21 protein-coding genes and 1 tRNA gene are annotated in these 26389 nt (G+C 43.2%); 6 read left to right on the forward strand and 16 right to left on the reverse strand.

Annotation, left to right across the window (positions count from 1 at the left end):
- Positions 1-482: 482 nt before the first annotated feature.
- The 3 genes from FTD44_RS09125 to FTD44_RS09135 all read left to right on the forward strand — a co-directional run bounded on the left by FTD44_RS09125 (position 483) and on the right by FTD44_RS09135 (position 6183).
- Entirely contained in the window at positions 483-632 is a 150-nt protein-coding gene (locus tag FTD44_RS09125; protein WP_222166167.1) for a hypothetical protein, read from the forward strand.
- Positions 633-646: 14 nt separating this feature from the next.
- Positions 647-1174 (forward strand): hypothetical protein, encoded by a 528-nt coding sequence (locus FTD44_RS09130; RefSeq protein ID WP_222166168.1) that lies wholly within the window; start codon positions 647-649, stop codon positions 1172-1174.
- A 416-nt stretch (positions 1175-1590) separates the two neighbouring features.
- Positions 1591-6183 (forward strand): NACHT domain-containing protein, encoded by a 4593-nt coding sequence (locus FTD44_RS09135; RefSeq protein ID WP_222166169.1) that lies wholly within the window; start codon positions 1591-1593, stop codon positions 6181-6183.
- Positions 6184-6467: 284 nt separating this feature from the next.
- On the opposite strand, the gene FTD44_RS09140 is transcribed toward FTD44_RS09135, so the two are convergent.
- From FTD44_RS09140 to FTD44_RS09215, 16 genes are all read right to left on the reverse strand, one after another.
- A tRNA-Leu gene (locus tag FTD44_RS09140) sits at positions 6468-6549 on the reverse strand.
- A 139-nt stretch (positions 6550-6688) separates the two neighbouring features.
- Positions 6689-7600 (reverse strand): cysteine synthase A, encoded by a 912-nt coding sequence (cysK, locus tag FTD44_RS09145; protein WP_246625391.1) that lies wholly within the window; start codon positions 7598-7600, stop codon positions 6689-6691.
- Positions 7601-7620: 20 nt separating this feature from the next.
- Positions 7621-8451 carry a serine O-acetyltransferase EpsC gene (gene epsC / locus FTD44_RS09150; protein ID WP_317196833.1) on the reverse strand — a complete coding sequence of 277 codons (831 nt, stop codon included), beginning with the start codon at positions 8449-8451 and terminating at the stop codon, positions 7621-7623.
- Between the two features lie 336 nt (positions 8452-8787).
- Positions 8788-9030, reverse strand: a complete 243-nt coding sequence (locus FTD44_RS09155) for a 4a-hydroxytetrahydrobiopterin dehydratase (RefSeq protein ID WP_129021736.1) — start codon at positions 9028-9030, stop codon at positions 8788-8790.
- An 18-nt stretch (positions 9031-9048) separates the two neighbouring features.
- Positions 9049-9798, reverse strand: coding sequence for a phenylalanine 4-monooxygenase (locus FTD44_RS09160; RefSeq protein WP_222166170.1), 750 nt, complete (start codon positions 9796-9798; stop codon positions 9049-9051).
- Positions 9799-10030: 232 nt separating this feature from the next.
- Positions 10031-10561: an NADPH-dependent FMN reductase gene (locus FTD44_RS09165; RefSeq protein WP_222166171.1), complete on the reverse strand. Its 531-nt coding sequence runs from the start codon at positions 10559-10561 to the stop codon at positions 10031-10033.
- Positions 10562-10563: 2 nt separating this feature from the next.
- Positions 10564-11013: a DUF1569 domain-containing protein gene (locus FTD44_RS09170; RefSeq protein ID WP_222166172.1), complete on the reverse strand. Its 450-nt coding sequence runs from the start codon at positions 11011-11013 to the stop codon at positions 10564-10566.
- Between the two features lie 9 nt (positions 11014-11022).
- Positions 11023-11883: an alpha/beta hydrolase gene (locus FTD44_RS09175; RefSeq protein WP_222166173.1), complete on the reverse strand. Its 861-nt coding sequence runs from the start codon at positions 11881-11883 to the stop codon at positions 11023-11025.
- Positions 11884-11994: 111 nt separating this feature from the next.
- Positions 11995-12438, reverse strand: a complete 444-nt coding sequence (locus FTD44_RS09180; RefSeq protein WP_129021731.1) for a carboxymuconolactone decarboxylase family protein — start codon at positions 12436-12438, stop codon at positions 11995-11997.
- A gap of 77 nt (positions 12439-12515) precedes the next feature.
- Entirely contained in the window at positions 12516-13091 is a 576-nt protein-coding gene (locus tag FTD44_RS09185) for a Crp/Fnr family transcriptional regulator (RefSeq protein ID WP_222166174.1), read from the reverse strand.
- A 51-nt stretch (positions 13092-13142) separates the two neighbouring features.
- Positions 13143-14291, reverse strand: coding sequence for an FAD-dependent oxidoreductase (locus tag FTD44_RS09190; protein WP_222166175.1), 1149 nt, complete (start codon positions 14289-14291; stop codon positions 13143-13145).
- Positions 14292-14316: 25 nt separating this feature from the next.
- A complete protein-coding gene (locus tag FTD44_RS09195; RefSeq protein ID WP_222166176.1) occupies positions 14317-15081 on the reverse strand; it encodes a helix-turn-helix domain-containing protein in 765 nt (254 codons plus the stop codon).
- 10 nt (positions 15082-15091) lie between these two features.
- Positions 15092-15997: a tetratricopeptide repeat protein gene (locus FTD44_RS09200; protein ID WP_222166177.1), complete on the reverse strand. Its 906-nt coding sequence runs from the start codon at positions 15995-15997 to the stop codon at positions 15092-15094.
- 22 nt (positions 15998-16019) lie between these two features.
- The gene (locus FTD44_RS09205) at positions 16020-16793 is read right to left on the reverse strand and encodes an SDR family NAD(P)-dependent oxidoreductase (protein WP_222166178.1); all 774 of its coding nucleotides are present in this window, start codon (positions 16791-16793) and stop codon (positions 16020-16022) included.
- A 75-nt stretch (positions 16794-16868) separates the two neighbouring features.
- Positions 16869-18653, reverse strand: coding sequence for an AMP-dependent synthetase/ligase (locus FTD44_RS09210; RefSeq protein ID WP_222166179.1), 1785 nt, complete (start codon positions 18651-18653; stop codon positions 16869-16871).
- 78 nt (positions 18654-18731) lie between these two features.
- A complete protein-coding gene (locus tag FTD44_RS09215; RefSeq protein WP_222166180.1) occupies positions 18732-20630 on the reverse strand; it encodes an ABC-F family ATP-binding cassette domain-containing protein in 1899 nt (632 codons plus the stop codon).
- Positions 20631-20794: 164 nt separating this feature from the next.
- Between FTD44_RS09215 and serC the strand changes: the two genes are divergently transcribed.
- From serC to FTD44_RS09230, 3 genes are all read left to right on the forward strand, one after another.
- Positions 20795-21862, forward strand: a complete 1068-nt coding sequence (gene serC, locus FTD44_RS09220; RefSeq protein WP_222166181.1) for a 3-phosphoserine/phosphohydroxythreonine transaminase — start codon at positions 20795-20797, stop codon at positions 21860-21862.
- Positions 21863-24478, forward strand: a complete 2616-nt coding sequence (locus FTD44_RS09225; protein WP_222166182.1) for a transglutaminase domain-containing protein — start codon at positions 21863-21865, stop codon at positions 24476-24478. It begins immediately after the preceding gene.
- A gap of 102 nt (positions 24479-24580) precedes the next feature.
- The gene (locus tag FTD44_RS09230) at positions 24581-26227 is read left to right on the forward strand and encodes a hypothetical protein (protein ID WP_222166183.1); all 1647 of its coding nucleotides are present in this window, start codon (positions 24581-24583) and stop codon (positions 26225-26227) included.
- Positions 26228-26389: the final 162 nt, after the last annotated feature.

Genomic DNA, 26389 nt, shown 5'->3' on the forward strand with positions numbered 1-26389 from the left:
ACGCCGGATTTATAAGGCCATTTTGAGCGATCTGTTCTGTACAGATCGCTTATTGTTTTCATCACAGCGATAGTCATTTTGGAGTGGAGATGCGATCGTTGAGCTCCGAACGGATCACACGTTAAGCTCAGACGATCAATGCACGCAACGATACAAAATGGCGGTGCCCCGCAATCGCCTTGATGAAAACAAAGGCATTTTTGGTCCTTTTGTTGCCGGACAAAAGGATGAATAAATAGTTGCCTACATGCGGATAGTCAGTTTTTTTAATTTAAAGCAGGATTCTCTCAGCGATAATGCAAAGTCTTCGAAATGGAAGGCGTCTTGCCCATTGACAATACATAATAAATAAAGAAACATAATTATGTTCCTTTATTTATTATGTCAGTAACTTTATTACGTATAATGGCCTCGCATATATGCCAGTATTATGATGAAAGATATAAGGTAACTGTTTCCGGGCGTTGTAAACACGATGTAGGATGAATGCAAAGAAGGGAATTCAGACAGGCATAATAAAATATTTTAAAAAAACGATAAAGTGTATTTTATGTATTGGTGGTTTCCATGCTAAAAACGTACCAATTACTGCTATAAAAAAAGAAAAATGCGAAGACCAATTAGCTTTATAACCATAATATTTCTATTGCTTGAACTGGTTAGCTGCAAAAATCAGGATAAGCTACAGGAAACGGAGGACTCAATTGTAGCCCATTCAGGTAGTGGGGATACTAATGCAAATGGGCAGACGGATTTTAAAACTTCTTCTGGCAACCAACTTTCCATAAAAGATGCTGTAAAGCAGGCAGAGGCATCATTTGCCCAATATCTGCCCAAAATTCTCAAATCCCATGATGGTGTGTTAGATATTCAACAATCTTACACCGGCGATTTTACCGGCGATGGTATTGAAGATGTAGCGATATATTTTTCGCTGGGGCCTGCAGGTGGCGGCAATGCCATTGTAGGGCGAGGTTTGGCCCTGTATAAAAACGAAGGAAACAAAGTGAATGTTATTGTAGGCTACGAGCCGGAGTACCTGTTTAAAGTTGATACCATCAGCGATGGAAAAATTATAGTGGAAAAAATGGAATACGCCGAAACCGACGGAAGGTGTTGCCCTTCTATAAGATCCAAACATGCACTTACCATTTCAGGAAATAAGGTTTATTAAAAAGTATATAAAAAACTTGTAAATAAATGTGATGATTGTCACGCGGGATAGTTCGATTTATATTTTGAGGAATCAGTCCCGAAAGGTTTTAGTTCAAGTAATCCTGTTGTTGTGTCACTCGATGCCCTAAGAAGTCCGGAAAAGAGAAATGAGAAACCAGAGATTTTGTAGATGTGATAGTTGAAGAAGGTACAGTCAAGGACAGCAGAGAATATAAAGAGTTGGAGGGATACATGAGCAATGCTGTTTATCTAATTTATATGGGCTGCTTGTTTGTATGAATATAACAACGCCTTTTTTAAAGTTAGAAAAGCCTGTAAAAATCACTTTATCTGGCAGAATTACTCTTAAATCAGAGAAAACGAAGTAAATTTGGAACTACTCCATTTATCACTTTATTCCAATAGCTAATTGTAATGTCGATAGTTGAATGTTCATTTCCCTCTGAAATAGCGCCATCAGAAAATAAGCCCCCTGCGCTTGCCAATCAATCTTACCCATATAATGACATTGCCAGCGATAGAAGGTTTGAAGAACTATTATATACGATAGTTAAGTCTAAGATAGACAAGGACTCGTTTTATGAATTCGACCAGGTGGGTTTGATGTCCGGGGTTAGGGATAAAGGTAGAGATTGTGTTCTTCTAAGAGGAGGCAAAAATTATGGGTTAATCCAGTGCAAGAAATATCGTGACAATCTGGGTAAGCAAACTTTTGGTGAGGAAATAACAAAATTCGCACTATACAGCATTATCGATCCATCATTAATCCACGATTCGAAGGATTTTAAATATTTTATTGCAGTATCGACGGGTTTTGTATTAGCCTGCAGCGATTTCATAGATGATTTTTCAAACAAAATATTGGTTGAACCTGATCTTGATAAATGGATCAACAAGAATCTTAATAATCCGACTTTAGCACCTTTAAAACTAGAACTATTTTCAGAGCTGAAGGTAAGGGTGTGTGATATTTTGTACGGAATGGAGGTTATTAAGTTACCACCACAAGGTTTAGACCTCTATTTATCCGAACAGAACCACCGAAACATTGCCCCTCATTTTTTTGAACTCAAAACAGTTATAGATAGTCAAGCAATTGAAAAGCTAAGGCTAGACATTTTGGGTATTCAGAAGCTAGATCAAATCCAAATAAGAGAGGAGCTTCAATTTGGGTCCTCGAGCCTTAAATTGGAACGGAACACATTTGATGAGTTACCCGACTCCCATATAGCAAGAATAGAAACAGATCATTTATTTGAATGGATATCCACTGAACCGGAAAGAGACAAAACTGATCGTCCGCTAAATTTGATTCTTTTAGCTGGAAATCCCGGAATGGGAAAGACCGTAATATTAAAAGACTTATTTGACCGATTAACTGAAAAAGGGATCCCTGTTCTTGGGTTAAAGGCTGACAAGCTGGCAATCTCAAACATTAATGATCTTCAGCATCAGATTGGGTTAAGCATACCTGTGCATGACTTCATTAAACAATGTAAGCAGCAATTTGAAAAAACTATTATAGTCATTGATCAAATTGACGCGTTATCACAAGCTATGTCTGCGGACAGAAGTGCACTTTTAGTCGTGAAATCATTTTTTGATAAATATGTTTATGATCCGGAAGTGAGAATTATTATGTCCGTAAGAGTCCATGACTTACACTACGATCCATCTTTAAGCGTATATAAGCATATCAAGTCGGTGTCAGTGTCTCCTTTAGGCGATAACGACGTGCTAAATGTTTTGCAAGCTATCGGCATATCAAAGGACAATATATCAGCCAAGCTATTTTTACTTTTGCGTACACCTAATCATTTGAATGTATTTACCCGGATTGCTAAAAATTATGATGCTTGGCGTGGAATCACCAACATACAGGGCTTATATCTTGAGCTATGGAAACAAAAGGTATTGAATCCTTATTCAAATACGGTTACGGCAAAAGAAATAAAAGCCTTTTTATACAAAGTTTCGGCCAGGATGTATGCTGCCAATAGAATCAGTGTAAGTATTCACCAGTTTGACGAAGATATTCATGTACTAAACTATTTAAAAAGTGAATTGCTCATAAAAGAAGAAGATAATAATATCCAGTTCTTTCATCAGTCCTTTTATGACTTTGTTTTTGCTAAACAATTTGTGGAGAGTAATGGAGATCTCGTTACTTATATCAAGGATAATGAGCAAGCTATTCAAATCAGGTCTGCTATTAAGATGGTCATTAATTATCTAAGGGACTACGATCCGCAGAGATACCTGCAGATATTAGAACAACTATTAATAGACAATGATATTTATTTTCATATCAAGCAAATGTTAGTGTCAGTTCTGGCATTTCAGGAGCAACCTTTAGAAGAAGAAGTTGAACTCTTCCTAAAAATTGCAGAGAGAAATCCTGAGTTACAAACCGTATTTCTTGAATATGTAAGCTCTAAGCAGTGGCTGCCTTCAATTTTGAGCCGTCTTGTCATTCCATTCATTGAGAAATCAGGATTAATTATAGGGCTAGTGTTAAAGGATACTACAGGTCCCCGTGATGATGAACAGTATAGTTGCCTCATGATACTTGGAGTATTATACCGCAGTATTAATGTGGATATTGCAGCTGCTTGGAAATATGTACTTGAGACCAGCAATCTGGAAATTGTTTATGGCACAGTTTCACATATACAAAATTGGGATGACGAAAGGGCTCTGTCTCTACTCGCCAGATGTGAAGCACAACTAAAAGAAAATGAATTTCGATACCATCATGTCTTAGAAGAAATTGCTAAAACAAGACCAGATTTTTCATGGGATAAGATAAGGGATCAGTTAATATCGGACAGTAAAAGCAATAAAAATGCTCATAGCGATTATCATGAATTTTCACTTTTAAGAGCGCTTGCTAAAGTAATACCAGAAAAGCTGATTGTAGGACTTCATTCAATCATTGATCAAAATTTGGACAAGGAAAATATTTTGAATGAAAAGATAATTACGGACAGGGGATTATCATATATAAACATTGAGGACAAGGACAACCTTTACGGGAAGGAATATTTGTATAGGTTATTAGCAGTTTGTTTGAGAAGGGCTGCAGCTAAGCGCGCAAAAGAATTCAGGACCTTTCTTGATCTTCACGCGAATTCTGTGCATAAGGGTGTGTTACGATTAATAGTTTTTGCTTTGACAACAAATGAAGAATATTACCCGGGGCAAATATTTAATTTATTTATTCATCTGCATAGTCATGACTATATCAAACGGGGAGAAACTTTTAGCCTCGAATTTAGAGAACTACTACAGGAAGGATTTTCATATATGTGCCAGGAGAATAGAGCTCATATTGTATCATCCATAAAAAATCTTATAGTAAAAGGTGAGATTTGGATATACAAAGCCAGCGATAAACCCTTTCGCATGGGAGAATGGGGTATTGGAAGGTATTCCTACCTATTACGACTACCCAAACCATTGATTCAGAACGATAAGGAACTGATAAAAATCGTGCAAGAAGGGGATCGGAGGTTTCCTGATTTTAAAGAAGTGAAAAGGAATTATTCCGGGTTGGCGGGTGTTGTAAGAAGGCCTCTACCTGAAGTCGGTTATCAAAAAATGTCCAAAGATCAGTGGATCGCGTCATTCAGAAAGTATTCGGGGGAACATGATAGATTCGCGAAGGACTTTTTAAAGGGAGGTCTCCATGAGCACAGTTGGGCTTTTAAGGATTGGGCAGTTAAAGACCCCAGTCAGGTAAAAATCGAAATTATTGAAATGGTTATGGATAACCCAGACATTCATATTTCTTACGCGATATTGGGCCTTTTAGGTATGGTAGAAGCTAAGGTTAATCCTGACAAAATACTTCCACTCTTTAAAAGATTATTGAACACCAACAAATATCAAGTTGAATTACGTTTATGTATTACTATAGCAGGATATCTTGTTGGAGAAGAAAAAGATGAGCCGCAAATAGTTGACTTTCTGATTGAAAACGCTCTTAAATTAGAAGATAGGCCCAGAATAACAGAAAAATATGAAGCCCAAACAAGTATCAATGGATTAGTTACCTATGCAATGAATACGACCCATGGCTATGCTGCAGAGAAACTCGTTTATATAACTGACAGACAATATGAAGAAATTATTTTCAGTACCCTCGACCTTATTTTACAGAATGGACCTCCAGAGTCAAAAGCCATATTACTTTGCAGATTTGCACATTTAATTCATTTAAATAAAGACAGAGCATTTAATCTATTTATTGCAACACTTGACCGAGAAACTGATGTCCATGTACTCGCCTCATCGATTTGGTCGCTTCGATATATGTTGAACCACGATTTTGCAAGACTGAGTGAAACATATAGAAAATTAATATCAGCCCCTAACTTGGGAAAAGATGATATAAGAACCCTCGTGGATATTTTGTATTTTTCTTACTTGTTTGACAAACCTGGAGCGGACATACTATTGAACAGCTTTTTGGAGAATAATTCAGGGGGCTATAGTCATCTAATAAGGACAATTATTGAAAACTACTATATCAATGAGAATGCTCATGAAAGGTCAAGTCCCATACTAATGTCTATTTTACGGCTTGCTGATGAAAATAAAAGAGAAAAATTGAATTTCGGTTTTTATAATATTGATCATATAGATTTGCTGCATATTCTTGAATTTTTGAAGGAATATGTAAAATCGAAATACTTTGTGCTCTCTGACAATTTTCTTGAATACCTTACGCAGCAATGCGGAAAATATCCATTTGAAAGTATAAATCTTTTCAATATGGCAATGCTGGAGGACTCAGACGAAGACGAAACTGAGAGTGATAGCTATTTCAGAATACACCGTGTTGATAATATTTCAAAATTTATTATTGGCGCATACAATAGTTTGAAAGGAAATGATCCTGAGAACAGGAAATATCGAAATGCCTTAATAAAATCGTTTGACACAATTCTAAAGGATTTCAGATACAGACGTAGTATTGATAGATTATTGGAAGATCAGCTATGATTATTTGTAGTCGTTATTTCTGCACCACCAAATGTTTCAGCCCAGGATCATTCAGTAAACGTTCCATTTCTGATTGAATAATGTCAATTATATCCTGTTCGATCTGCAGGTAGTTCTTCTGGCCTATGGTACGTTAGGCATCCTGTTCCTGTTTAAGCGATTCATAGTCGTTGATAATCTCCGAATAATAATAAAGTTCGTTATGTCCGGCGGCAGAAAACCGGTAAAATGTAAGTCAGAAAAAAAAAGAGGTAATAAATCGTAAGATTTATTACCTCTTTTTGTGCCCAGGAATGGATTCGAACCATCACACCTTACGGCGCCGCCACCTGAAGACGGTGCGTCTACCAATTTCGCCACCTGGGCTCCTTAATTGGGTTGCAAATGTACATACTAGAATATTGTTTCCCAAAAAATATTGGAACATATTTTTGAGAAAATTAAAAAAGAACGCCGCAGCCTTATGGCCCGCGGCGTTTACCCTCTTATACTACCCATATTATCGTTAGAAGAGACCTTCTGTCGATAAATATCGTTCCCCGGTATCATAGTTGAATGTCAGCACTCTTGCCCCTTCTGGTAAGGTTTCCAGTTTGCGCGACACGGCAGCCAGAGAGGCGCCGGTCGAAATACCGACCAGTACTCCTTCCGTACGGGCTATTTTGCGGGCATATTCAAATGCCTCCTCTTTATCTACCTGTATGACTTCATCAATCAGTTTGGGATCATAGATCTGTGGTATAAAACCAGCCCCGATTCCCTGTATCGGATGCGGACCGGGATTGCCTCCGCTCAGCACCGGCGACAGGACAGGTTCTACAGCAATAACCTTAAGTTGTGGGAAGTGTTCTTTTAATACTGATGCGACACCGGTAATATGGCCACCGGTACCCACACCAGTGATCAGGTAATCCAACCCTTCAGGGAAGTCAGCCAGTATCTCCTGCGCCGTAGTGTTTTTATGTATCGCTACATTTGCAGGATTGTTGAACTGTTGCGGCATCCAGGCTTTAGGGGTATTGCTTACCAGTTCCTGAGCCCGTTCTATAGCTCCTTTCATACCTTTCTCTCTGGGCGTTAATTCAAATTCTGCGCCATAAATTTCCATCAGTTTGCGGCGCTCGATACTCATTGATTCCGGCATGACCAGGATTACTTTATAACCCTTTACCGCTGCGACCAGCGCGAGTCCTATACCCGTATTGCCAGAGGTAGGTTCAATGATTACACTATCCGGCTGCAGGCTGCCGTCCTTTTCTGCCGCTTCAATCATGGCTAATGCGATACGATCTTTAATACTGTTGCCCGGATTACTGCGCTCCAGTTTGATCCAGACATTACGTGCTGTGCCGAACAGTTTGTTGAGTTTTAATACCGGTGTGTTTCCAATAGTCTCCAGGATGGATTGTACTTTCATAATGTCTTTATTTTTGATGATTATATAGAAAAATCGACAGCCGTTTTATTGCCCGGCTTTCTTTTAATAATGGTTTCGCTTTTATGGAAGATTTGTGCGTCCGGGGGCAGGGAAGAAGTCAGCCATACATTACCCCCGACAATACTGTTTTTGCCAATGACCGTATGCCCTCCCAGTATGGTAGCATTGGCATAGATGATCACATGATCCTCTATCGTCGGATGCCTTTTTTGGTGTGCAAGGTCCCGGCTTACACTTAAAGCACCCAGTGTAACCCCCTGATATATTTTTACATCTTCGCCTATAATACAGGTTTCTCCGATCACGATGCCTGTACCATGATCAATGAAAAAACGTTTTCCGATCACCGCAGCCGGATGGATGTCAATACCTGTCTTGCTGTGCGCGATTTCAGCAAATACACGTGCGAGGATCTGTGCATTGTGATGCCATAAATAATAGGAGATACGGTGTACGGCAATGGCAAAGAAACCAGGGTAGCTGAACAGGATCTCATGCATAGAGGTTGCTGCCGGATCGAAGCTGATGGCTACTTTCAGGTCTTCAGCCAGTAGGGCATATACATCCTGCAGATCGGTAAAAAAAGCCTCTGTGATCCTGGTAGCCTCTTCGGGTGTAAATTGTTCCTGCAATAACAGTTCTCTTAATATGATTTGTAATTCCAGTTCTTTCTGTTCAAACTGACTGTAACTCAAGAACTCCTTCCGGGTGGTGAACATCCAGTCAAATATTTCGGTGATCCAGTAAGCCGTTTGTTGCCGGTCCAGAAAGATGCGGTTGGCCAGGAAATTGCGCTGGTAAATAGCTTTGTTTCTTGAAATGACTTCCACTGTTTTTATTTTATCAGGTCAGAAAATAGAAAATGCCCCTGCGGGATACGCAAGGGCATTGGAAAATCTTATATAGAACGCTTCAGAGCACTACATAACCATACCGCTTGCAGGATGATCCCACATTGTACAACAGCAGTATTGGCAGCAAGTCTGGTGAAACATAATTTTTGTTTTGTTATTACAAATTTGCCGAAACAAAATCGTTTTACAAATTAATTCTTGTTAAGAAACGAAAGTTTATAAAATCCTTAAGATGTTACTTACCCCGGAGTAAGTGCAGGTAAACAGAAGGGTATAATGCAGAAAGAGCAGCCGGAGCTGCTCTTTTTATACTTATTCTAAAACGCGGTCTATCGCCTTCGCGAGCTGATGATCTTTTTCTGATATCACATCACCGGCATCATGTGTACGCAGCCATATCTCCACAGTGTCCCATTCATTGGTCCATCTTGGATGATGATTATGCTGCTCGGCCAGTAAAGCTACCCGGGTCATAAACCCAAATGCCTGACTGAAATCACTGAAACGAAACTGTTTATATAAATAACCATCCCGCTCTTTCCATTCCTGATACATAATTGCTTGTTTATTTGATTATAAAAATACGGAATGTTTCGCATCCTGCCGCATGATAACTGCTACCTCCTCTAAGATCTCGGTCAACTGGTCCAGGTGCATAATCTCGAAGTACTCTTCCTGTAACACGTCTGTACGGAACGGAGTATCCAGGATATCGGGTACCTGGAACAGGCTGCGTCTGGTATCAGGAGCCATGCTGTGTAGGGTTTCGCCGGGAGAGGACAATATACCGGCACCGTATATTTTCGGTACACCGTCTTCTCTGATCAGCCCGAACTCAATAGTATACCAGTAAATGCGGCTCAACAGTTCCATCTTATGCTCATCATCATTCCAGCGCAACCCTAGCTGCCCGAAGGCGTGCATGAAATCGGCATAAGCAGGATGACTCAACAAAGGAATATGTCCGAATACATCATGAAACATATCCGGCTCTTCGATATAATCCAGTTCTGCCATAGTGCGCAGCCAGCAGGTGGCGGGGAATATGCGGCGGGCCAGCAAAGCAAAGAATGCTGCTGCAGGCACCAGGCCCGGTACTACAGTGATCTGCCAGCCCGTAGCAGCTTTCAGCTTCTGGTTTACTACGGTAAAGTCCGGAATGGAAGTCGCCTCAAAGCCCACCGTATTTAAGGCTGCTTTATAATAATGGCTTCCGTACTGGTTTAATAAGTGCATTTGCCGTTCAAATAAAGCGCGCCATACGGCAAAGTCTTCACTGGTGTACAGTTCGTACTGCTGGGACAATGGTCTGTTCCGTTCCATAATAGATATTTAAAAAAATGAAAAAAAATAACCCCGGTTCGTAAGGAACCGGGGTCTGTTAAAAATATATGAGGTATATATATGCAGCCGCTATTCCAAACGATATCGCTTAGAATAGTAATAATAAGTAGCAGCTGATATGTGCATTGAGGTCAACATGATTGTTGCAAACATACTGTATTATTTTATATACAGACCCTGGTCGCAAAAAATATTCTGTTAAAAAAATTGCTTACGTTAGTAAGTGCAGGAATTTCCTGCTCAAGGTTTGCAGTTCATCTTTGGTTGCAGCATCTGTTATGTCACCGGTCTCATTTACCTTTCCTTTTACACCGGGTATGAGCAGGGTGGTTTCGGCTGTAAACCGCGCCATCAGTGTCTTCAGGATCAGTTGCAGCTCTTCATGTGCCTTTTGTCCGCTGGCAGATGCCGTGATGATGCCCGTTGGTTTATCAGAGAAAATAGTAGTCGCCACACACCATTCAAATACGTTTTTCAGTCTGGAGGGAATACTGAAGATATACTCCGGGCTACAGATGATGATCCCATCGGCCTGTTCGATCTGTGTCCTTAGTTGCAACACTTCGGCAGGAGGATTATGTACCGATTGCTCCGGGTCAAAGTGTGGCAGGCTTTTAAGATCTTGAAATATGGTCAGCTTATGTGGTTGCAACATACCTGCCAGTGCCGCAACAATACTCTCATTAGAGGAGTTGCTTTGTGCACTACCGATAATAGCCAGTATCTGTAAGGTTTTGCTCATATTCAGATCAGGCCGAATTGTTTGAAGTGATGCGTGAAATGTTTATCATGAAAGATTTTCCATTCTGCACGGCTCATCAGTCCCAGGGCAGGGTGCACATAATCCGGACTTTCTGCCGTCTGGTTGAATTGAATGGTTGCTTGAATCAATGCAGTATTGGCTTCCGCAAGATCTTTACATTGCAGTTCCTGTGGCATGCCATTCATCAAAGGCATCTTAACACCCGGGGCAAGTGCATTTTCTGAATAGATCAGGTATTGCTTATTCTTCAGCGCACGCTCATCAGAAAAGAATTGCACCTGTGGGTGCAGCCCGGATGAGATCTCTACGAAAAAAAGCAGATGCTCTACCATTTCCTGTGGAGTCATGATGCCGAATAAAGGCTCCTGTTGCGGTTTTAAGCGGTCAAGTACCGATTGTAGTTGTTCCGTTTGCGCTATCGTGATCATCATAATGTGTGTTTAAGGTTGTTTTGATCCCAGCCATTTAAATGCATTCAACAGTGCCTGATGCATTGCTGTAGCATGGTCTTCATCCTGCAGGTAATCCATATGTACCAAAGCTTCAGGATGTGCTCCTCTCATGATTTCTGCCAGCAGATGTGCATCCACCTCCATATTACCAGGCTGTGCGCCCGGTGTACTGCCTTCCTTGCCTACACCAATATAGATGCGGCGGGTACTTTGCCCCTGCGGAAAAGGCGTCGGGGGCTGCAACAATATGGAGCCTTCGTTCCACCACAGGCTGGGACTGATAATGATATACTGGTTGAACAGTTGCGGTTGCTTCATCAGGATTTCGGTAGCCAGTAAGCCACCCAATGACTGGCCGATAATGGTTTTAGTCTGTTCTGTTTTATAATGAGCATCGATATACGGAATCAGCTCTTCGGAGAGAAAAGAAATAAACTTATCCGAATGTCCGGTAGTAGGATATTTCTGCTGCTCTTCCGGCACATTGCTCGGGAAGGTAAAGTCTCGCTTACGATCTATATTGGCAATGCCGACTACAATAGATTTTGGTAGCCATTTGATCCATTCAAAACTGCAATACTGTACCAGTCCGGCTACATGGACAAAGTCTTCATCGGCCGAACCATCCAGCAGATAGATCACCGGGTAGCGGGCCGCAGCTTTAGGATCATAGCCTTCTGGAAGGTAAATATTCAGGACACGGTTCTCTCCAAGTACGGCAGAGGTCATGGTCTCCGTAGTGCCTATTACAAAAGGACTGGATTTGCTGGTTTGTTTTGCAGCCTGCTTCTGTCCGTAACCCTGCAACTGGGATAAACATAGAAGACCGATCAATAGTAGTTTGTTCATGCTGTATCAATTGACAGTTTGTACCGTCATGTGGCTAAATTACCAAATTTTAGAACGCAACAAGGGGATGATATTATTATCATCCCCTTGTTTTTTAACGGTATTATATTTTTAGTCTTTCGGAACCTGTGCCAGGGTGCTGATGGCGATACGGTTCCAGGCATTGATCGTAACCACCGCCATGATCAGTTGTGAAATGTATTGTTCATCAAACATGCTGCTGGCCTTAGCATATGTCTCTTCGGTAAGACCATGATGGCTTATCAAAGTGATTTCTTCTGTAATAGCCAGGATCACTTTCTCTTCTTCGCTGAAGAGATCCGTTTCTTTCCATGCATTCAGTAAGAAAATGCGTTGAGGTGTTTCTCCATATTTCAGGGCATCTTTGGTATGCATATCCAGGCAGAATGCACAACCATTGATCTGTGAAGCCCTGATCTTGATCAGTTCTTTGTGTATCGGGCTGATGCTTCCGGAGGCCAGTGCCTGTTCCAGGGCAAACATCGCTTTGTAAGCGGCAGGTTGTAAAGCAGCAACATTAACTCTTTTGTTCATCGTTTATGATTTTTTAGTAATGATTAATATGATAAAGCAAAAGTCCGAAGCCTGGCGCAGAAAAAAATTAAACTGGTTTAAGAAATGTTTTTTGCCCTTAATTCACTGAGGTATTCCGGGGTAATGCCCAGGTAAGAGGCCAGTAAATATTGTGGAATGCGCTGCACAAATTCCGGAAAGCTGCTGCTGAATTGGCGATAGAGCGCTTCCCTGGAGTACCCGTACAGGAATTTTAGCCTCATTTGCGAAGCAGCATGTGCGGTCTGGTGTACCATACGGAAATACCGTTCCATTTGCGGAAACTGCTCCAGCAATTGTTCCTGTGCCTGAAGATCTATTGCATACAGGACCGAACGTTCTACTGCCTGTATACAGAACGCCGAAGGTTGATGCCGCTGAAAGGAAAAGTAATCAGCGATCCACCAGTGTTCGAGACCAAATTGTACGGTCTTTTCCACCCCTTTTTCATCAACAAAGAACATGCGCAGGCAGCCCTCTGTGACAAAATAATTATAACGGCAGATCTGGCCCTCCTTAAGCAGGTTTTCCTTTTTCCTGACCTCTATTTCTTTGAAAAAGGCCAGCAATGCAGGCACCTCTTCATCAGACAGGCGGGTAAATTTGCGGATATGTGTAATGAGCATTTCTGACATATGAACCGGTATCTTTGATAACTATTATACCGGTTCAAAATTAATCTATTTTCAGGCGCCCTGCATGATCTTCAGGATATTGCTTAATGCTCCTTCACTGTGCAGCATTTGGGTATTGTACAAGGTCTGCTCTGTAACTTCAGCAGCCCTCCGGCGCATTTGTGTTTCATATGTAGTGATGGCGGACTGAATATCTGTACAGTGGCTTCCGGTAAGGCATTCGGCCAATTCAAAAGCATCCTGCATCGCCATATTTACGCCTTCACCAGCATAGGGAGGCATACGGTGTGCGGCATCGCCAAGCATCGTAACATTGGACTTTGAGGGCCAATACTGATCGGTAGGGAAGTGGTACTGTGGTCTGGGAATGAAGGACACTTCATCATTGGCAAATAATTCATGCCAGAAAGGACTCCAGTCACGGAACCGTTTGATGAACCAGCGATGCACCTGGTGCTTGTTCGCAAAGTCTATACCACAAGTCTCCAGCCAGTCTTCTGTTTCAGCAGTTCCGGTATAAAATGACAGGCTGCCGTCTCCTTTCGCACTCAGGATGAGGGACTGGTTACCTGACAGTGCAAATACTTTGCCGCCTTGTACCAGCGCATTAATATCCGGGGCATTGATGGCTGCATGATAGATAGTGCCCTCAACGATCGTAATGCCCGAGTATACAGGCTGTATGTCTGTTATAAATGGACGAATGCGGGAGTTGGCACCATCTGCGGCGATCACAAGGTCTGCATAGGCGGCATGTCCGTTTTTAAAGTTCAGTAACCAACCCTGTCCTTCTTCCTGCATGGAAGTGAACTGACTGTCCCAAACAATGGTGTCGGGAAGGAGGGAATCCATAAGAATATTGCGTAATGGTCCGCGGTCTATTTCCGGACGGTCTTCTGCAAAGGAATCTGTCCCATCATGTTCGTCATGATGAATATAACCTGCAGTATCGATGATGCGTAATTTGCCTGCTTCGGGACGGTAATGTTTATAGAACGCTTCGGTAAGCCCTGCTCTGCGTAAGGCTTCCAGCCCGGATGTCTCGTGCAGGTCCAGTGTGGCACCCTGTACACGTACCTCTTTGTGGGCATCTCTTTCATAAACTTTTACCTGTGCCCCTTTCATTTGCAGTAAGCGCGCCAGAGTAAGGCCTCCGGGACCACCGCCGACAACAGCAATTTTTTTATCTTTTACCAGCATTGTATTTATTTTTTACAATGCAAAACTACTTTGGCGGCAGGGTCGAAAATTGTATAAATCGGTCGTTTTTATTTTGCTGCAACATTTTGGGCGTTACTCCGGCTAGCTTCTTCACTGCTTTAATGAAGTGAGACTGGTCTGCGAATTGGGCATCGGGGTATAATTCGCCTACTTTGATCTGTTCAAAGGAAGCCCGGAAACGCAGGATGCTGCAATAGGTCTTTAAAGACAAGCCATATTGCTCTGTGAAATAGCGATTGATCTGCCGGCTGCTCCAGAATATCTGGTCTGAGAGGGCCTGAACACTGACTTCTCCTGCAGCAGCATGGATTAGATGGAATAAACTTTGTTTACGCTCATCTATTGCTGCTGCGATATGCTCTTTCACTTTTTGAAGTGCCGTAACGGTAAATGCCTCAAAATCGTCCAGGTCTGTTTCTGTAAAGCCCCAGAAGCCTGCAGGCAATTCCATGGCGGAGTCCACAATTGCGGAAACGGTTTGTTGTAACACATATTCCGTAGCCAAAGGCCTGAAGCTGATGGCATACATCAGCGTATGCGGAGAAATGCTTGTCTGGTCCGGTTCCGTACTCATGCCCATTAAGCGCATTGTAAAGGGTTCTGTCGCCGAATGGGAAAGAAATAAATCAATACGCCCGTCAGGAAGAATAATGACTTCCTTTGTATCCGGAGCATCATTATGCAGCATCCAGATGCTGTCAACAAAGTCGCTCAGTTCCGGCGGGGCCGGGATCTCGCGGTAAATAATATCATTGTGCCCGGTAGACATAAGCCATGTATTAGTGTTTCATCCGTAAAAGTAAGACAATAGGAATTAATACAATTCCCGTAAGAAAAGAGAGCAGGTAAATCTCAAATGTTGTTATGTTGTGATCAATGGGAATGTTATTCTTTTTTTCTATTCCTTTTTTGCAATACTCCATTCTCGTTTCTAGCAGGTGCCCAGCATAGCCGTATTCTTTTGCCGATTGAAGCAGTGATAATGCCATTGAATAAGCCCTGTTCATCATCATCATATTGCCATAATCAAATAGTAATTGGGCTACAATAGGGTCTTTCCATGTGATAAACGACATTCTTTCATTCAGCTGATAATATACTGCATTGGAAAGTTTATTGAGGGCATAGAATTCGAGATCGACAGGAATACTGTCATTACCGAAATCAACACCCAGTAAGAAGTCGCTGTTAATAGCAGAAGGCCCTTCTATCTTCGCTTTCAGAATGTTGACATGCAGCCATTCTGAGCTGTCGTGAGATTTGGGATTTATCGCTACGGCTCTGCTGATCCATTTCAGTGCACTATCATTCTGGCCGGTTAGCTCGAATGCTGTACCGATATTTGCGGCTGTGGCGTATCTTCCGGGATATTGTTGCTCCATATTCCGGTACAGAGCAATGGCCTTGTCATAATGCCGCTCCAGGATGAGCAGGAGGCCGATATCTGAAAGTACATCAGGGTCTTTGTTTGCGGTATACAATTGTTTTAACTTCCGTACACCATTATTATAATGGAGCACACTAAACAAGATGCGGCCGGGTTCTATACGCGCAGCCTCCTCCATATACGCAGGGAAATCACCCTTCAGTTTTTGAACTACATTTCCATTCAGACATGCAAATGCTTGCCCCCTGAGGAATAAAAAGAGTATGAAAAGCAGTGCAGATCTACTGATGAATCGCATAGTACGTATGATTGATCTGATATTAATCCTGTATTTTTCTAACAATGGCGGTGGTCCAGCTGCGTGGGGTAAAGCGTTGGGCAAATACCATGACTTTATTTAAACCTCCATGTACTGCGACGGCCTTTCCGCGCATCATAGCCTTAAATCCATAGTCTGCAACTGCAGCAGAGGTAGGCAGCTTACGACCTTTGACCAGCTTACTTTTGCCCATTCCGGCAATATCAACAAAGCCACTTTCCGTTGGCCCGGGACATAAGGCTGTTACCGTTACGCCGGTTCCTTTTAGCTCATTATGCAATGCTTCCGACAAATGCAGCACATATGCTTTGGTTGCAAAGTATACAGCCATCAGTGGTCCCGGCTGAAAAGCCGCTGTGGAGGCCACATTCAGCACTTTGCCTTTGCCGCGCTGCTGCATATCTTTGAGGAACAGTTTAGAGAACTGCGTCAGCGCTTTGATGTTCAGGTCTATCATCTGTGCTTCTTTGTCCCAGTCTGTTTCGGTAAAGAATCCGAAGTCTCCGAAACCGGCATTATTCACCAGGTAATCGATCTGAATGTTCTGGGTATGCAGCTCTTGGTATACTTCCTGTGCAGCATCGGGCAGGGAGAGGTCTTTGGTCAGTACCTCTATTTTTAATGAAGGATACTGTTGCAGCAATTCGCCTTCCAGGGCTTTTAATTTGCCGGTACTACGGGCAACCAGTACCAGGTTTATACCCGCATGGGCAAAGATGCGTGCCAGTTCCAGTCCTATGCCATTGGAGGCGCCGGTAATGAGTGCAGTAGCCATAAAATCAGTTTTTAAAGCAGCTATACTGCTGCGGTTATATAAAAGAAGTGTTGCCCAGGCAACACTTCCGTATGTTTATCTTCTGTAAATATCGTCGATCTGCTCTTTGTACTTCTCTACGATAACCTTGCGTTTCAGGCTCAGTTTCGGCGTCATCGTGCCTTCTTCTACCGTCCATTCTTTTTCCAGCAGTGAAAACTTTTTCACCTGTTCAATGGCACTGAATTCCTTATTGAACTTCTCCAGGATTGCCTTGTAATGTTTCAGTACCGCCTCTTCTTTGACTGCTGCAGCATTGGTCGTAAAGTTCATGCCATTCAGCAACATCCATTTCTGCAGGTGTTCAAAATTAGGAACGATTAATGCACCGACATATTTCTCATTGGCACCTACGGCCATTACCTGTTCAATAAAACGGCTTTCTTTCAGTTTATTTTCGATAGGTTGCGGGGCAATATACTTGCCACCACTATTCTTAAACAGTTCTTTTTTACGATCGGTGATCTTCAGGAAACGACCTTCGATCATGGTGCCTATATCGCCGGTATGGAGCCATCCGTCTACAATCACATTGGCGGTCTCTTCCGGGTTTTTATAATAGCCATGCATTACATTGTCCCCTTTACACAGGATCTCTCCGTCTTCTGCAATACGGATTTCTATATCGGTAATGGCCGGACCTACAGTGCGGAACATGCGATTTTCTTCTTCATAGCGGTTTACCGCAATGACCGGTGAACTCTCTGTAAGGCCATAACCTTCCATAATCGGAATCTGTGCGGCAGAAAATAAACGAGCCAGTTTCGGCGGGCAGGCGGCCCCTCCGACTACAATTGCTTTTACTTTGCCTCCCAGTGCCGCACGCCATTTATCAAAGATCAGTTTGTTGGCGATGGATAACTGAAAGTTGTACCATGCAGAGCGGTTGCGGGTATCGTATTGATCACCCAGCTCTACAGCCCAGAAGAATAACTTGCGTTTGACACCCGTAAGGGCACTACCGGTATTCATGATCTTTTCATACACCTTTTCCAGCAGGCGGGGAACGGTCACAAACAGTGCCGGCTGTACCTCTTTGAGGTTTTCGGCAATGGTCTCCATGCTCTCGGCATAGTATACCGAATAGCGGTTGAACAGGTAAATATAGGTAACGGTCTTTTCAAAAATATGGTTCAGTGGCAGGAAGCTCAGGCTTTTTTTATCCTCAATGCCTATACCATTAATCGCCTCTTCGGTGTTTTTTACATTACTGACAATATTTTTATGTGTCAGCATAACACCTTTTGGCTTGCCTGTGGTACCCGATGTGTAAATGATGGTGGTCACCTCTTCTTCCTCAATTGCATCGCTTCTGCGTTGAATTTCGGCCAGCTCCGCGGCATCGGGTGTCTGATGCAGTACGCTCCAGTGCGGGGCATCTTCTATCTCTGCATAAGTGTAAATATATTGCAGACCAGGTATCTGCTCTCTAACACTAAGCAGCTTTTTGTACATGTTTTTATCATGCACAAAACAGTACTTTACCTCGGCCTCATTAAATATATATATGATCTCGTCCAGGTTAGTATTGGGATACAGGGGTACCAGTATGCCCCCGATTTTCTGAACGGCAAGATCGGTAATGATCCATTCCGGGCGGCTGTTGCTGATAATACCCACCTTTTCGCGGGCTTCTGTACCCTCTAACTGCTGCAATCCTAAACGGATCAGGCCATTGGCCAGTGCATGCACCGAGTCAATCACCTGCAGCCCTGACAGGGGTTGGTATTGTTTATTCTTTTTTCCGGCCAGTAAAACTTCTTTATCACCTATGCGGTCCGGTGCAATACAATCAAAAAGACGGGTATAGTTATGATTCATATGGTGCATGTTTTCTTGTATAAAAATATACTTTTTTCATGTCTTATGTTTAAGCAGGCGGTTTGCCTGCACTCAAATTTAACGTTCGCTCAATTCCAGCCAGCGCATTTCTTTTTCATCCAGTTCCTGTATGATGGCCGAAATACGGTCGCCCATTTTCTGCAAATCCAGGAAGTCAATGCCCGTATGGCTCATCGCTTCTTCGAGTTTTGCTTTTTCTGCCTCCAGTGCGGGGATGACTTTATTCAATTCTTCCAGTTCTCTTTTTTCTTTAAACGAAAGCTTTGCCGGTGCAGCAGGCTTGGCCTGAGTTACGGTTTCCGTAACTTCTTCTACGATTACCGGTGGCTGTTCTGTCATAGATTGTGCTTTCTGCTCTTCACGGGCGATCTCGCGGTATTGCGAATAGTTACCCGGGAAGTCGCGGATCTCGCCATTACCTTCAAATACAAACAGGTGATCGACCAGCTTATCCATAAAGTAACGGTCATGCGATACGATAATGATACAGCCCGGATATTCTGCCAGGAAATCTTCAAGAATGTCCAGCGTAGGAAGATCAAGGTCATTGGTCGGTTCATCCAATACCAGGAAGTTCGGATTGCGGAAGAGGATGGACAGCAGCTGTAATCGCTTTTTCTCACCACCGCTCAGTTTGGAAATGAAGGTAAACTGTTTCTGCGGGGTGAAGAGGAAGCGCTCCAGAAACTGGGCTGCGCTTACTTTTGTGCCATCTGCCAGCGGGAAATACTCTGCAATATTTTTTACAAATTCAATGACCCGCACATCTTCTTTGATCACCAGCCCTTCCTGTGAGAAATCACCGAATACAATGGTATCACCGATGTTGATCTTACCACTGTCAGCCGGTTCTTTGCCCAACAGCATATTGATAAAGGTAGATTTACCGGCACCGTTCACACCCACAACCCCTACACGTTCTCCTTTTTTGAAAGTATAATCAAAGCCTTTCAGGATTACTTTCTCTCCGAAAGATTTATACAGTTTTTTTATCTCCAGTATCTTTCCGCCGAGACGCGTCATTTTGACCTGCAGTTCCAGCTGTGCTTCCTGTATTTTCTTCTGTGCACGGGCTTTCCAGTCATAGAAAGCATCTTCACGTGCTTTAGACTTGGTCGTACGTGCCTTAGGTTGCTTGCGCATCCATTCCAGTTCTTTGCGGTAACGGTTGCGTGCCTTGTCTATGCTGGCTTGCTCTATTTCGGAACGCAGTGCCTTTTGCTCCAGGAAGCGTTCGTAATTGCCTTTGGTATGGAATATTTTGGTCTGGTCTATTTCTAATATATCGGTACAGATATTGTCCAGGAAGTAACGATCGTGGGTTACCAGCAGCAGGGTCAGTTTATCCTGGCTCAGGTAGTGTTCCAGCCATTCAATCATGCCTACATCCAGGTGGTTGGTCGGTTCATCCATGATCAGCAGGGTATGCCTGTGCTCAAAATCCATATCGATCAGTACTTTGGCCAGGGCGATACGTTTTTTCTGACCGCCGGACAGTTTACTTACCTGTTGGTCCAGGTGATGGATGTTCAACTTACCTAAAATCTGCTTTACCGTACTGTCGTAGTGCCATGCATTGAGGTTGTCCATCTCCTGTATCGCGGCAGCGAGTTCTGCCTCATCGGGTGTGGTATCGCTTTCGGTCAGTTGCTCATAACGCTTCAGCGCATTCACTATAGGGTGGTCATAGCTGAATATATTTTCCAGGATGGTGCGTGCATCATTCAGATAAGGATCCTGATCCAGCAACACCACTTTTACATCTTTATGTACCCATACTGTTCCTTCATCCGGAATTTCCTGTCCGCAGAGGATCTTGAGCAGGGTTGATTTGCCTGCACCATTGAGGGCTACCAGGGCTATTTTGTCACCCTCATTGATATGAAAACTGATGTTTTCAAATAAGGGTTTGTCTGCATATGTTTTGCTTAAATTGTCTACTGATACGTAATGCATGGCGCAAAGATATTACTCGCAACGCGTATTGCCTTGTATACACGGAATAATTTATAGATGCTGAAGATTATATCTGTTTAAAAAATGGTAATTCCTTTGTACTGATAAGGCTTTTGTGCTAATTAAATGCGATATTTGAGCATTGGTAAAAGCCTAGAAAATCAATGAAGCTCAATTTCAATGCGGGTCCTGCCGCACTACCCGGGGAGGTGCTCGAAACCGCTTCCCGTTCTGTACTGGAATATAAAGATTCCGGTATGTCCATCCTCAGCTTACCGCACCGGGGGCCTCACTTTAAAGCTATACTGGAAGATGCCCGTAAGCATGTATTGCAATTGCTGGGGCTGAGCGAGGAGGAGTATGCTGTTATGTGGTTTCAGGGTGGTGGCAGATTACAGTTTGAAATGATTCCGATGAATTTTCTCCCGGATGGTGCTACTGCTGCGTATATCGATTCCGGCCGATGGGCTGCAGATGCGATGAGCAATGCAGAGCGCTACGGGAAAGTGCATATAGCAGCCAGTTCCCGTGAGGATGATTACAAACAGGTGCCTACGACATGGAATATCCCGGACGATGCGGCTTACCTGCATCTTACGGCCAATAATACCATCTATGGTACACAATCATTCACCTTTCCCGATACTGATGTGCCGGTCATTGCGGACTTCAGTTCCGAACTGTTCAGCCGTAAACTGGATTACAGCCGCTTTGCTATGATCTATGCTGTGGCACAGAAAAATATAGGACCATCCGGTACTACACTGGTGATCGCCCGTAAAGATTTTATACAACAGACCGTAAAGGAATTGCCGGAGATCCTGAGCTATAAGGCTATGGCCGAAAAGAATTCGCTGGTCAACACAGCACCGGTATTCTCTATTTATGTTTCCTCGCTATACCTGGGCTGGATGGCCGCAAAAGGTATGGATGCTATAGAGCAGGAAAGTATTGCTAAATCGCAACTGTTGTACAATTACATTGACCAGAGCAGTCTGTACTACACTGTAGCAGCACCGGACAGCCGCAGTCGCATGAATGTATGCTGTCGCCTGCGCAGGGAGGAACTGACGGATGCATTGGTCGCCTTTGCCGCAGAGCGGGGTATACTGGGCATTGGCGGACACCGCAACATTGGCGGTTTGCGTATTTCGATCTATAATGCGATCAGCCTGCAGGATACAGAACAACTGCTGGCAGTACTAAAAGAATTTGAACAAATGCATGCTTAGATGAGCGTAACGGACAAGAGGCATATAAAAGACACGCTGGCGAAAACATTGTTTCTCGTATTACCGACTATGCTGGTCTGCTATTTCATTTTATGGAATGCAGCGCAGTTCTATGCGGTACTGATGGAGCAGCAATATCTGCAACATACCCTTTTTCTGGAAATGGGTATCCTGGTTGCGGTACTGTTTTATAGTTTTCGTTTCCGGTTTGTATCTACTTTTATCGTGTTGCTCCTGTTCCTGTATTTTATTTATATAGCCATGGATCATACCGTATTCGGCAGCGTAGATATGTTCTTCGTTACGGTACAGTTTATGATCTTCGCTCTCCTGTTTTCCTTTGGCTGGTTATTGGGCTGGGGGTTTTCCAGGAAACGATATTTCCCACTGATTGCAGCAGGTATTTTCTTCCTGGTGAGTGTATTGATGATCGTACGACAGGCCGATCTGAGTGTGCGCAGCCTTTTGCTGGCCTTTGTGCCGGTACTGCTCTATACAATTTATATTATTTATGCAGTACAGGTGATATACAATCATAAAGATCTGTCACAACCGTATTGGGGCCACTTATTACGCAGGTTGGGCTTGTTTCTTGTGCTGAGCTCATTATTGCTGACGGGTATTATCTGGTATTTTGAAGATGATCTGCGCAAAGCGGTAGAGGAGGTGAGTGCGGGCGGTAAGGCTGGTGCCAATTCTATGTTGCAGCGTAATAAGGATGGCAGTGTTAGTATGAAAGACCGCAATCAGTTGTCCGGCAATCAGAGCCGGGGCAAGCAATTGCTGTTTGTGGCACATATCAAAAACTTCTTCCCGGGTACGGATGATGTGCCCAATCCGCTATACCTTACAGCATTTTATTATTCCCGTTTCGATAATGAAACGGAGACCTTTGAACGGGATAAAAAGATTCCGAGAAATGACCTGTTCCTGCCCAATCCGGGCAGTATTCCCCTGTATTTTACCAAAACCGACTCTACCGTACTGGAAGATGCACTGCAGGAAAAGCAGAAGAAGGTGGTGGAGATAGAGGTGTATAAAACACAATTGTCCCCTTCTGAATTTGTAGCACCCAGTGTTTCCTTTTTTGTGCAGCCTATAGGGATTGATCCCGATAACCAGCAGGAGTATCATTCTGCTTACCGGGCCAAGAGTTATGTGTCTGAACTGAATTCAGCCTACTTTGTCTATAATGCACCGGATAATCTGCAGTTACAACAGTTTCAGAATATGCGCTTCGATCTGCTGCGCCAGGTGACGGATTACAGTGCTGTGCCCTTGCCGGTGATGCAGTATTATACGCAGTTTCCGACCAATACTAAATATGAACCAATAGCGGCGCTGGCCCGTAAAATCACGGCAGGTAAAACAACGGCGATTGATAAAATTATTGCTATCCGTGATTATTTCCTGTCGAAGGATGAGAATGGGAAGCCCTTATTTCAATACTCCGACAACCCGGGCATACCCGATATCCCGAGTGCGAGCAAACTGAATTATTTCCTGTTTGAAAACAGGAAAGGCTACTGTGCTTACTATGCCGGAGCCACGCTGTTTATGCTGCGTGCCCTGGGTATTCCCTCCCGTATTACGGTTGGCTTTATGACGGTAGACCGCAGTGGTAATAACAATAAGGGCTGGTACTGGTATTATTCCGATCAGGCGCATGCCTGGGTGCAGGTATACTTCCCCGGTTATGGCTGGCTTGATTTTGATACAACGATTGGTAATGATGATGCCCGCGATAGTCCGCAACCAGATGGTACCCCGCCAACCCCGCAGGGCAATGCTTTGCTGGCGGCAGATGGGATGATTACGCAGGTAGATCCAAATAAGAAAACCGTGCAACTGAAGACGAGGAATGTTGTCTTTAAAGATAAACCTTACCAGCAGCAGAATCCTGTTGTGCTGACCATAGATATTAGTCATGCCAAGATCCGTAAGGATAGTGCAACGGTGGATATTACGTCGGTTAAGGTTAATGACAGTGCTACGGCTATTTCCTATGCAGAAGCATTAAAGCCGGTTACCGTTTCGGGAGATATGGCACAATTGGTAGCTGCGCTGCCAGTGCAGATTCCGGCAGATGAATTACGCCTGAAAACCAAACAGGATGATCATACGGTACAGACAACTAGCGGAGATGCCGCAGATAATTCCTGGACCCGTCAGCAGATCCTGTTGCTGATTGCGGGCATAATACTCTTACTGGGACTGGCATTTATATTCCTTCCATTATGGTACACTTTGTACCTGAACCTGCGCCGGAAATGGAGTAAAACCGTACCGGAAAGGGCTTACTGGGATGATCGCTATATGCAGTTCTACTGGTATCAGCATAAACAATTTCAGGGAGATCGTACCCTCTGGCAGTTTGCGCAGGATATTGATCAGCGCTATCAGGTAGGCTATGCTTCATTTGTACAGTTATACCTGAAATTGAAATACGGTTCGGGTGTACTGAATGAAACGGAACAGCAGCAATTACGCGCATACAGACCTTCATTCAAAAGAAGGATTACCAAAGCGATGCCGCAGACCTTTATGCAGCGGGTAAAAGTCTGGCTGAATCCATTAAGGACAATTGGTTTCTGGCAGCACAGGCGCAGCGTATAGTATTAATACGGATTTTTACAAATCTTTGCCAAGACATTTCACTTTTTAGAGATAATCATCTACATTAGCGCTCATTTTAACATTTTTTTAGAAGAGCGAAATATGAAGAAAATAACTTTACTGTTAGCTGCATTTCTGTGCATACAGGCGCCGAAAGCAATGGCACAAATGAATGTAGTGGCCGAGTCGGAAACCTTTCAGGAGTATGAATCCGGTCACCTGAAGATCGTAAGCCTTAAGAATAAGGAAACCGCTTTACTGCATTTCAATAATCATCGTTCCATTGACTGGAAGATGTATGATGCCGCGCATAAGCTGAAATTTGAAAAATCTATTAAGCCTGCTACTCCGTACAAAATGAAGGGTGGTGAGGTGCTGGGTGTTTTTGAAACAACAGAGGGCATTACTGCCATTTATTCTTCCTATTATCATCGTGTACCTACATTGAACAGAATTGTGCTTGACCCGGCTACGGGTGAGGTTAAACAGGACCAGGTTATTGCGAAGCTGAAGCGCCTGCGTTTTTTTGATGGGTATGCTATGGCCTTCGGTGGTGTGCCTTTGCCGGAATTCTTTCTGAATCTGGATGAGGAGACTGGCTGCTATGCGGTTGCGCAATACAACACATTTGAGTCTGACCGTAACAGGCGTATACAGGTTGTACACTATAATAACAGTAATAAGGAAATCGCGAGGGCCTATTATCAATCGCCTAAAAACAAGTATAAGTACCTGGAGTTTCTTGATCTGGCTACCATCGGCTCTAAAGAGGTGGTGGTTTCTGTACTGGGCAGAAATACGGTGGCTTCTGGTGGAGACAGAGCAGGTATATTGCTTATGGGCTCTCTTAAGGAAGGTGCAAAAGCATTTGATATGCAAAAGGTAAATTACAATTCGGGCAGACCAAGTAAAATTAAGTCTGCGCTCACCCGTTACAATCCGCATACAGGAGATATTTATATGCTTACCCTGGAGACTACGGGCAAAAAGAAGAATATGACGCAGTTCCGCTCTCAGTTAAGTATTATGGATGCAGACCGGAAAGTTAATTCACGTGTTGTTACGACAAAGAAGATACAGGAACTCACAAAGAAGCACTACAAAAAGGATAATGTGTTCCTGGCTGTACCGCAGAACCTGTATATCAATAAAGATGGTGGCTTTTCTATCTTATTTGAAGAAGAAAGGCTGGTAACGACAACCAGTACTTCGGGTACAGGTTCCAGTATGATGACCAAAGTGCGTACCACCTGTACGATGGGAGATATAGGGGTGCAGCATTATGATAAAGAAGGTAATGAGCAAGATGTATATTATATTCCTAAGAGCCATTACTACGGTACGCTTATTCCCGATTACATGTATAATGCCAAGGTGCAGCAGTGTGGGGTAAGACTGAGCTGGGGATACCAGTTTAAATCCTTTGCATATGTACCGGTTGGAGAAAGAGGTTATGTATTGTTCAACGATATAGAACGCAATGCTAAAAAGGTGGAGAAGAAGCGTGAGGTCTCTACTGTATCGGCTGCCGGAGATTTAGAAGCTTTTGTGTTTGACCTGAATGAACAAGAGGCTATTCCGGTGCGTAAGCAGATTTTTGAAGAAGAAGGAAAAAATGATCGGAGCCTGGGCCTGTTCAATGGTTCTGATTATAACGCGGCACAGAAACTGATGACCGTTGTAGTAACCCAGCCAAGAAAGAAAGATGCCCGTACCAATACCAAGGTGGTATGGTTAAGTGTACAATAAAACAATACAGCCTGTACTTTGAGCCTGTGTATACTTGAGGGAAATGTCTCTCGTTATGGCTGATATGAGGAATGAGAGCAGTGTGTACCGGTACAAGATTTTCAGATTGAATTGTATACTTGTAGATACATAAAAAGGGAGCCGATCGGCTCCCTTTTTATG

The organism is Edaphocola aurantiacus (genome assembly GCF_019797745.1).
Lineage (GTDB): Bacteria > Bacteroidota > Bacteroidia > Chitinophagales > Chitinophagaceae > Edaphocola > Edaphocola aurantiacus.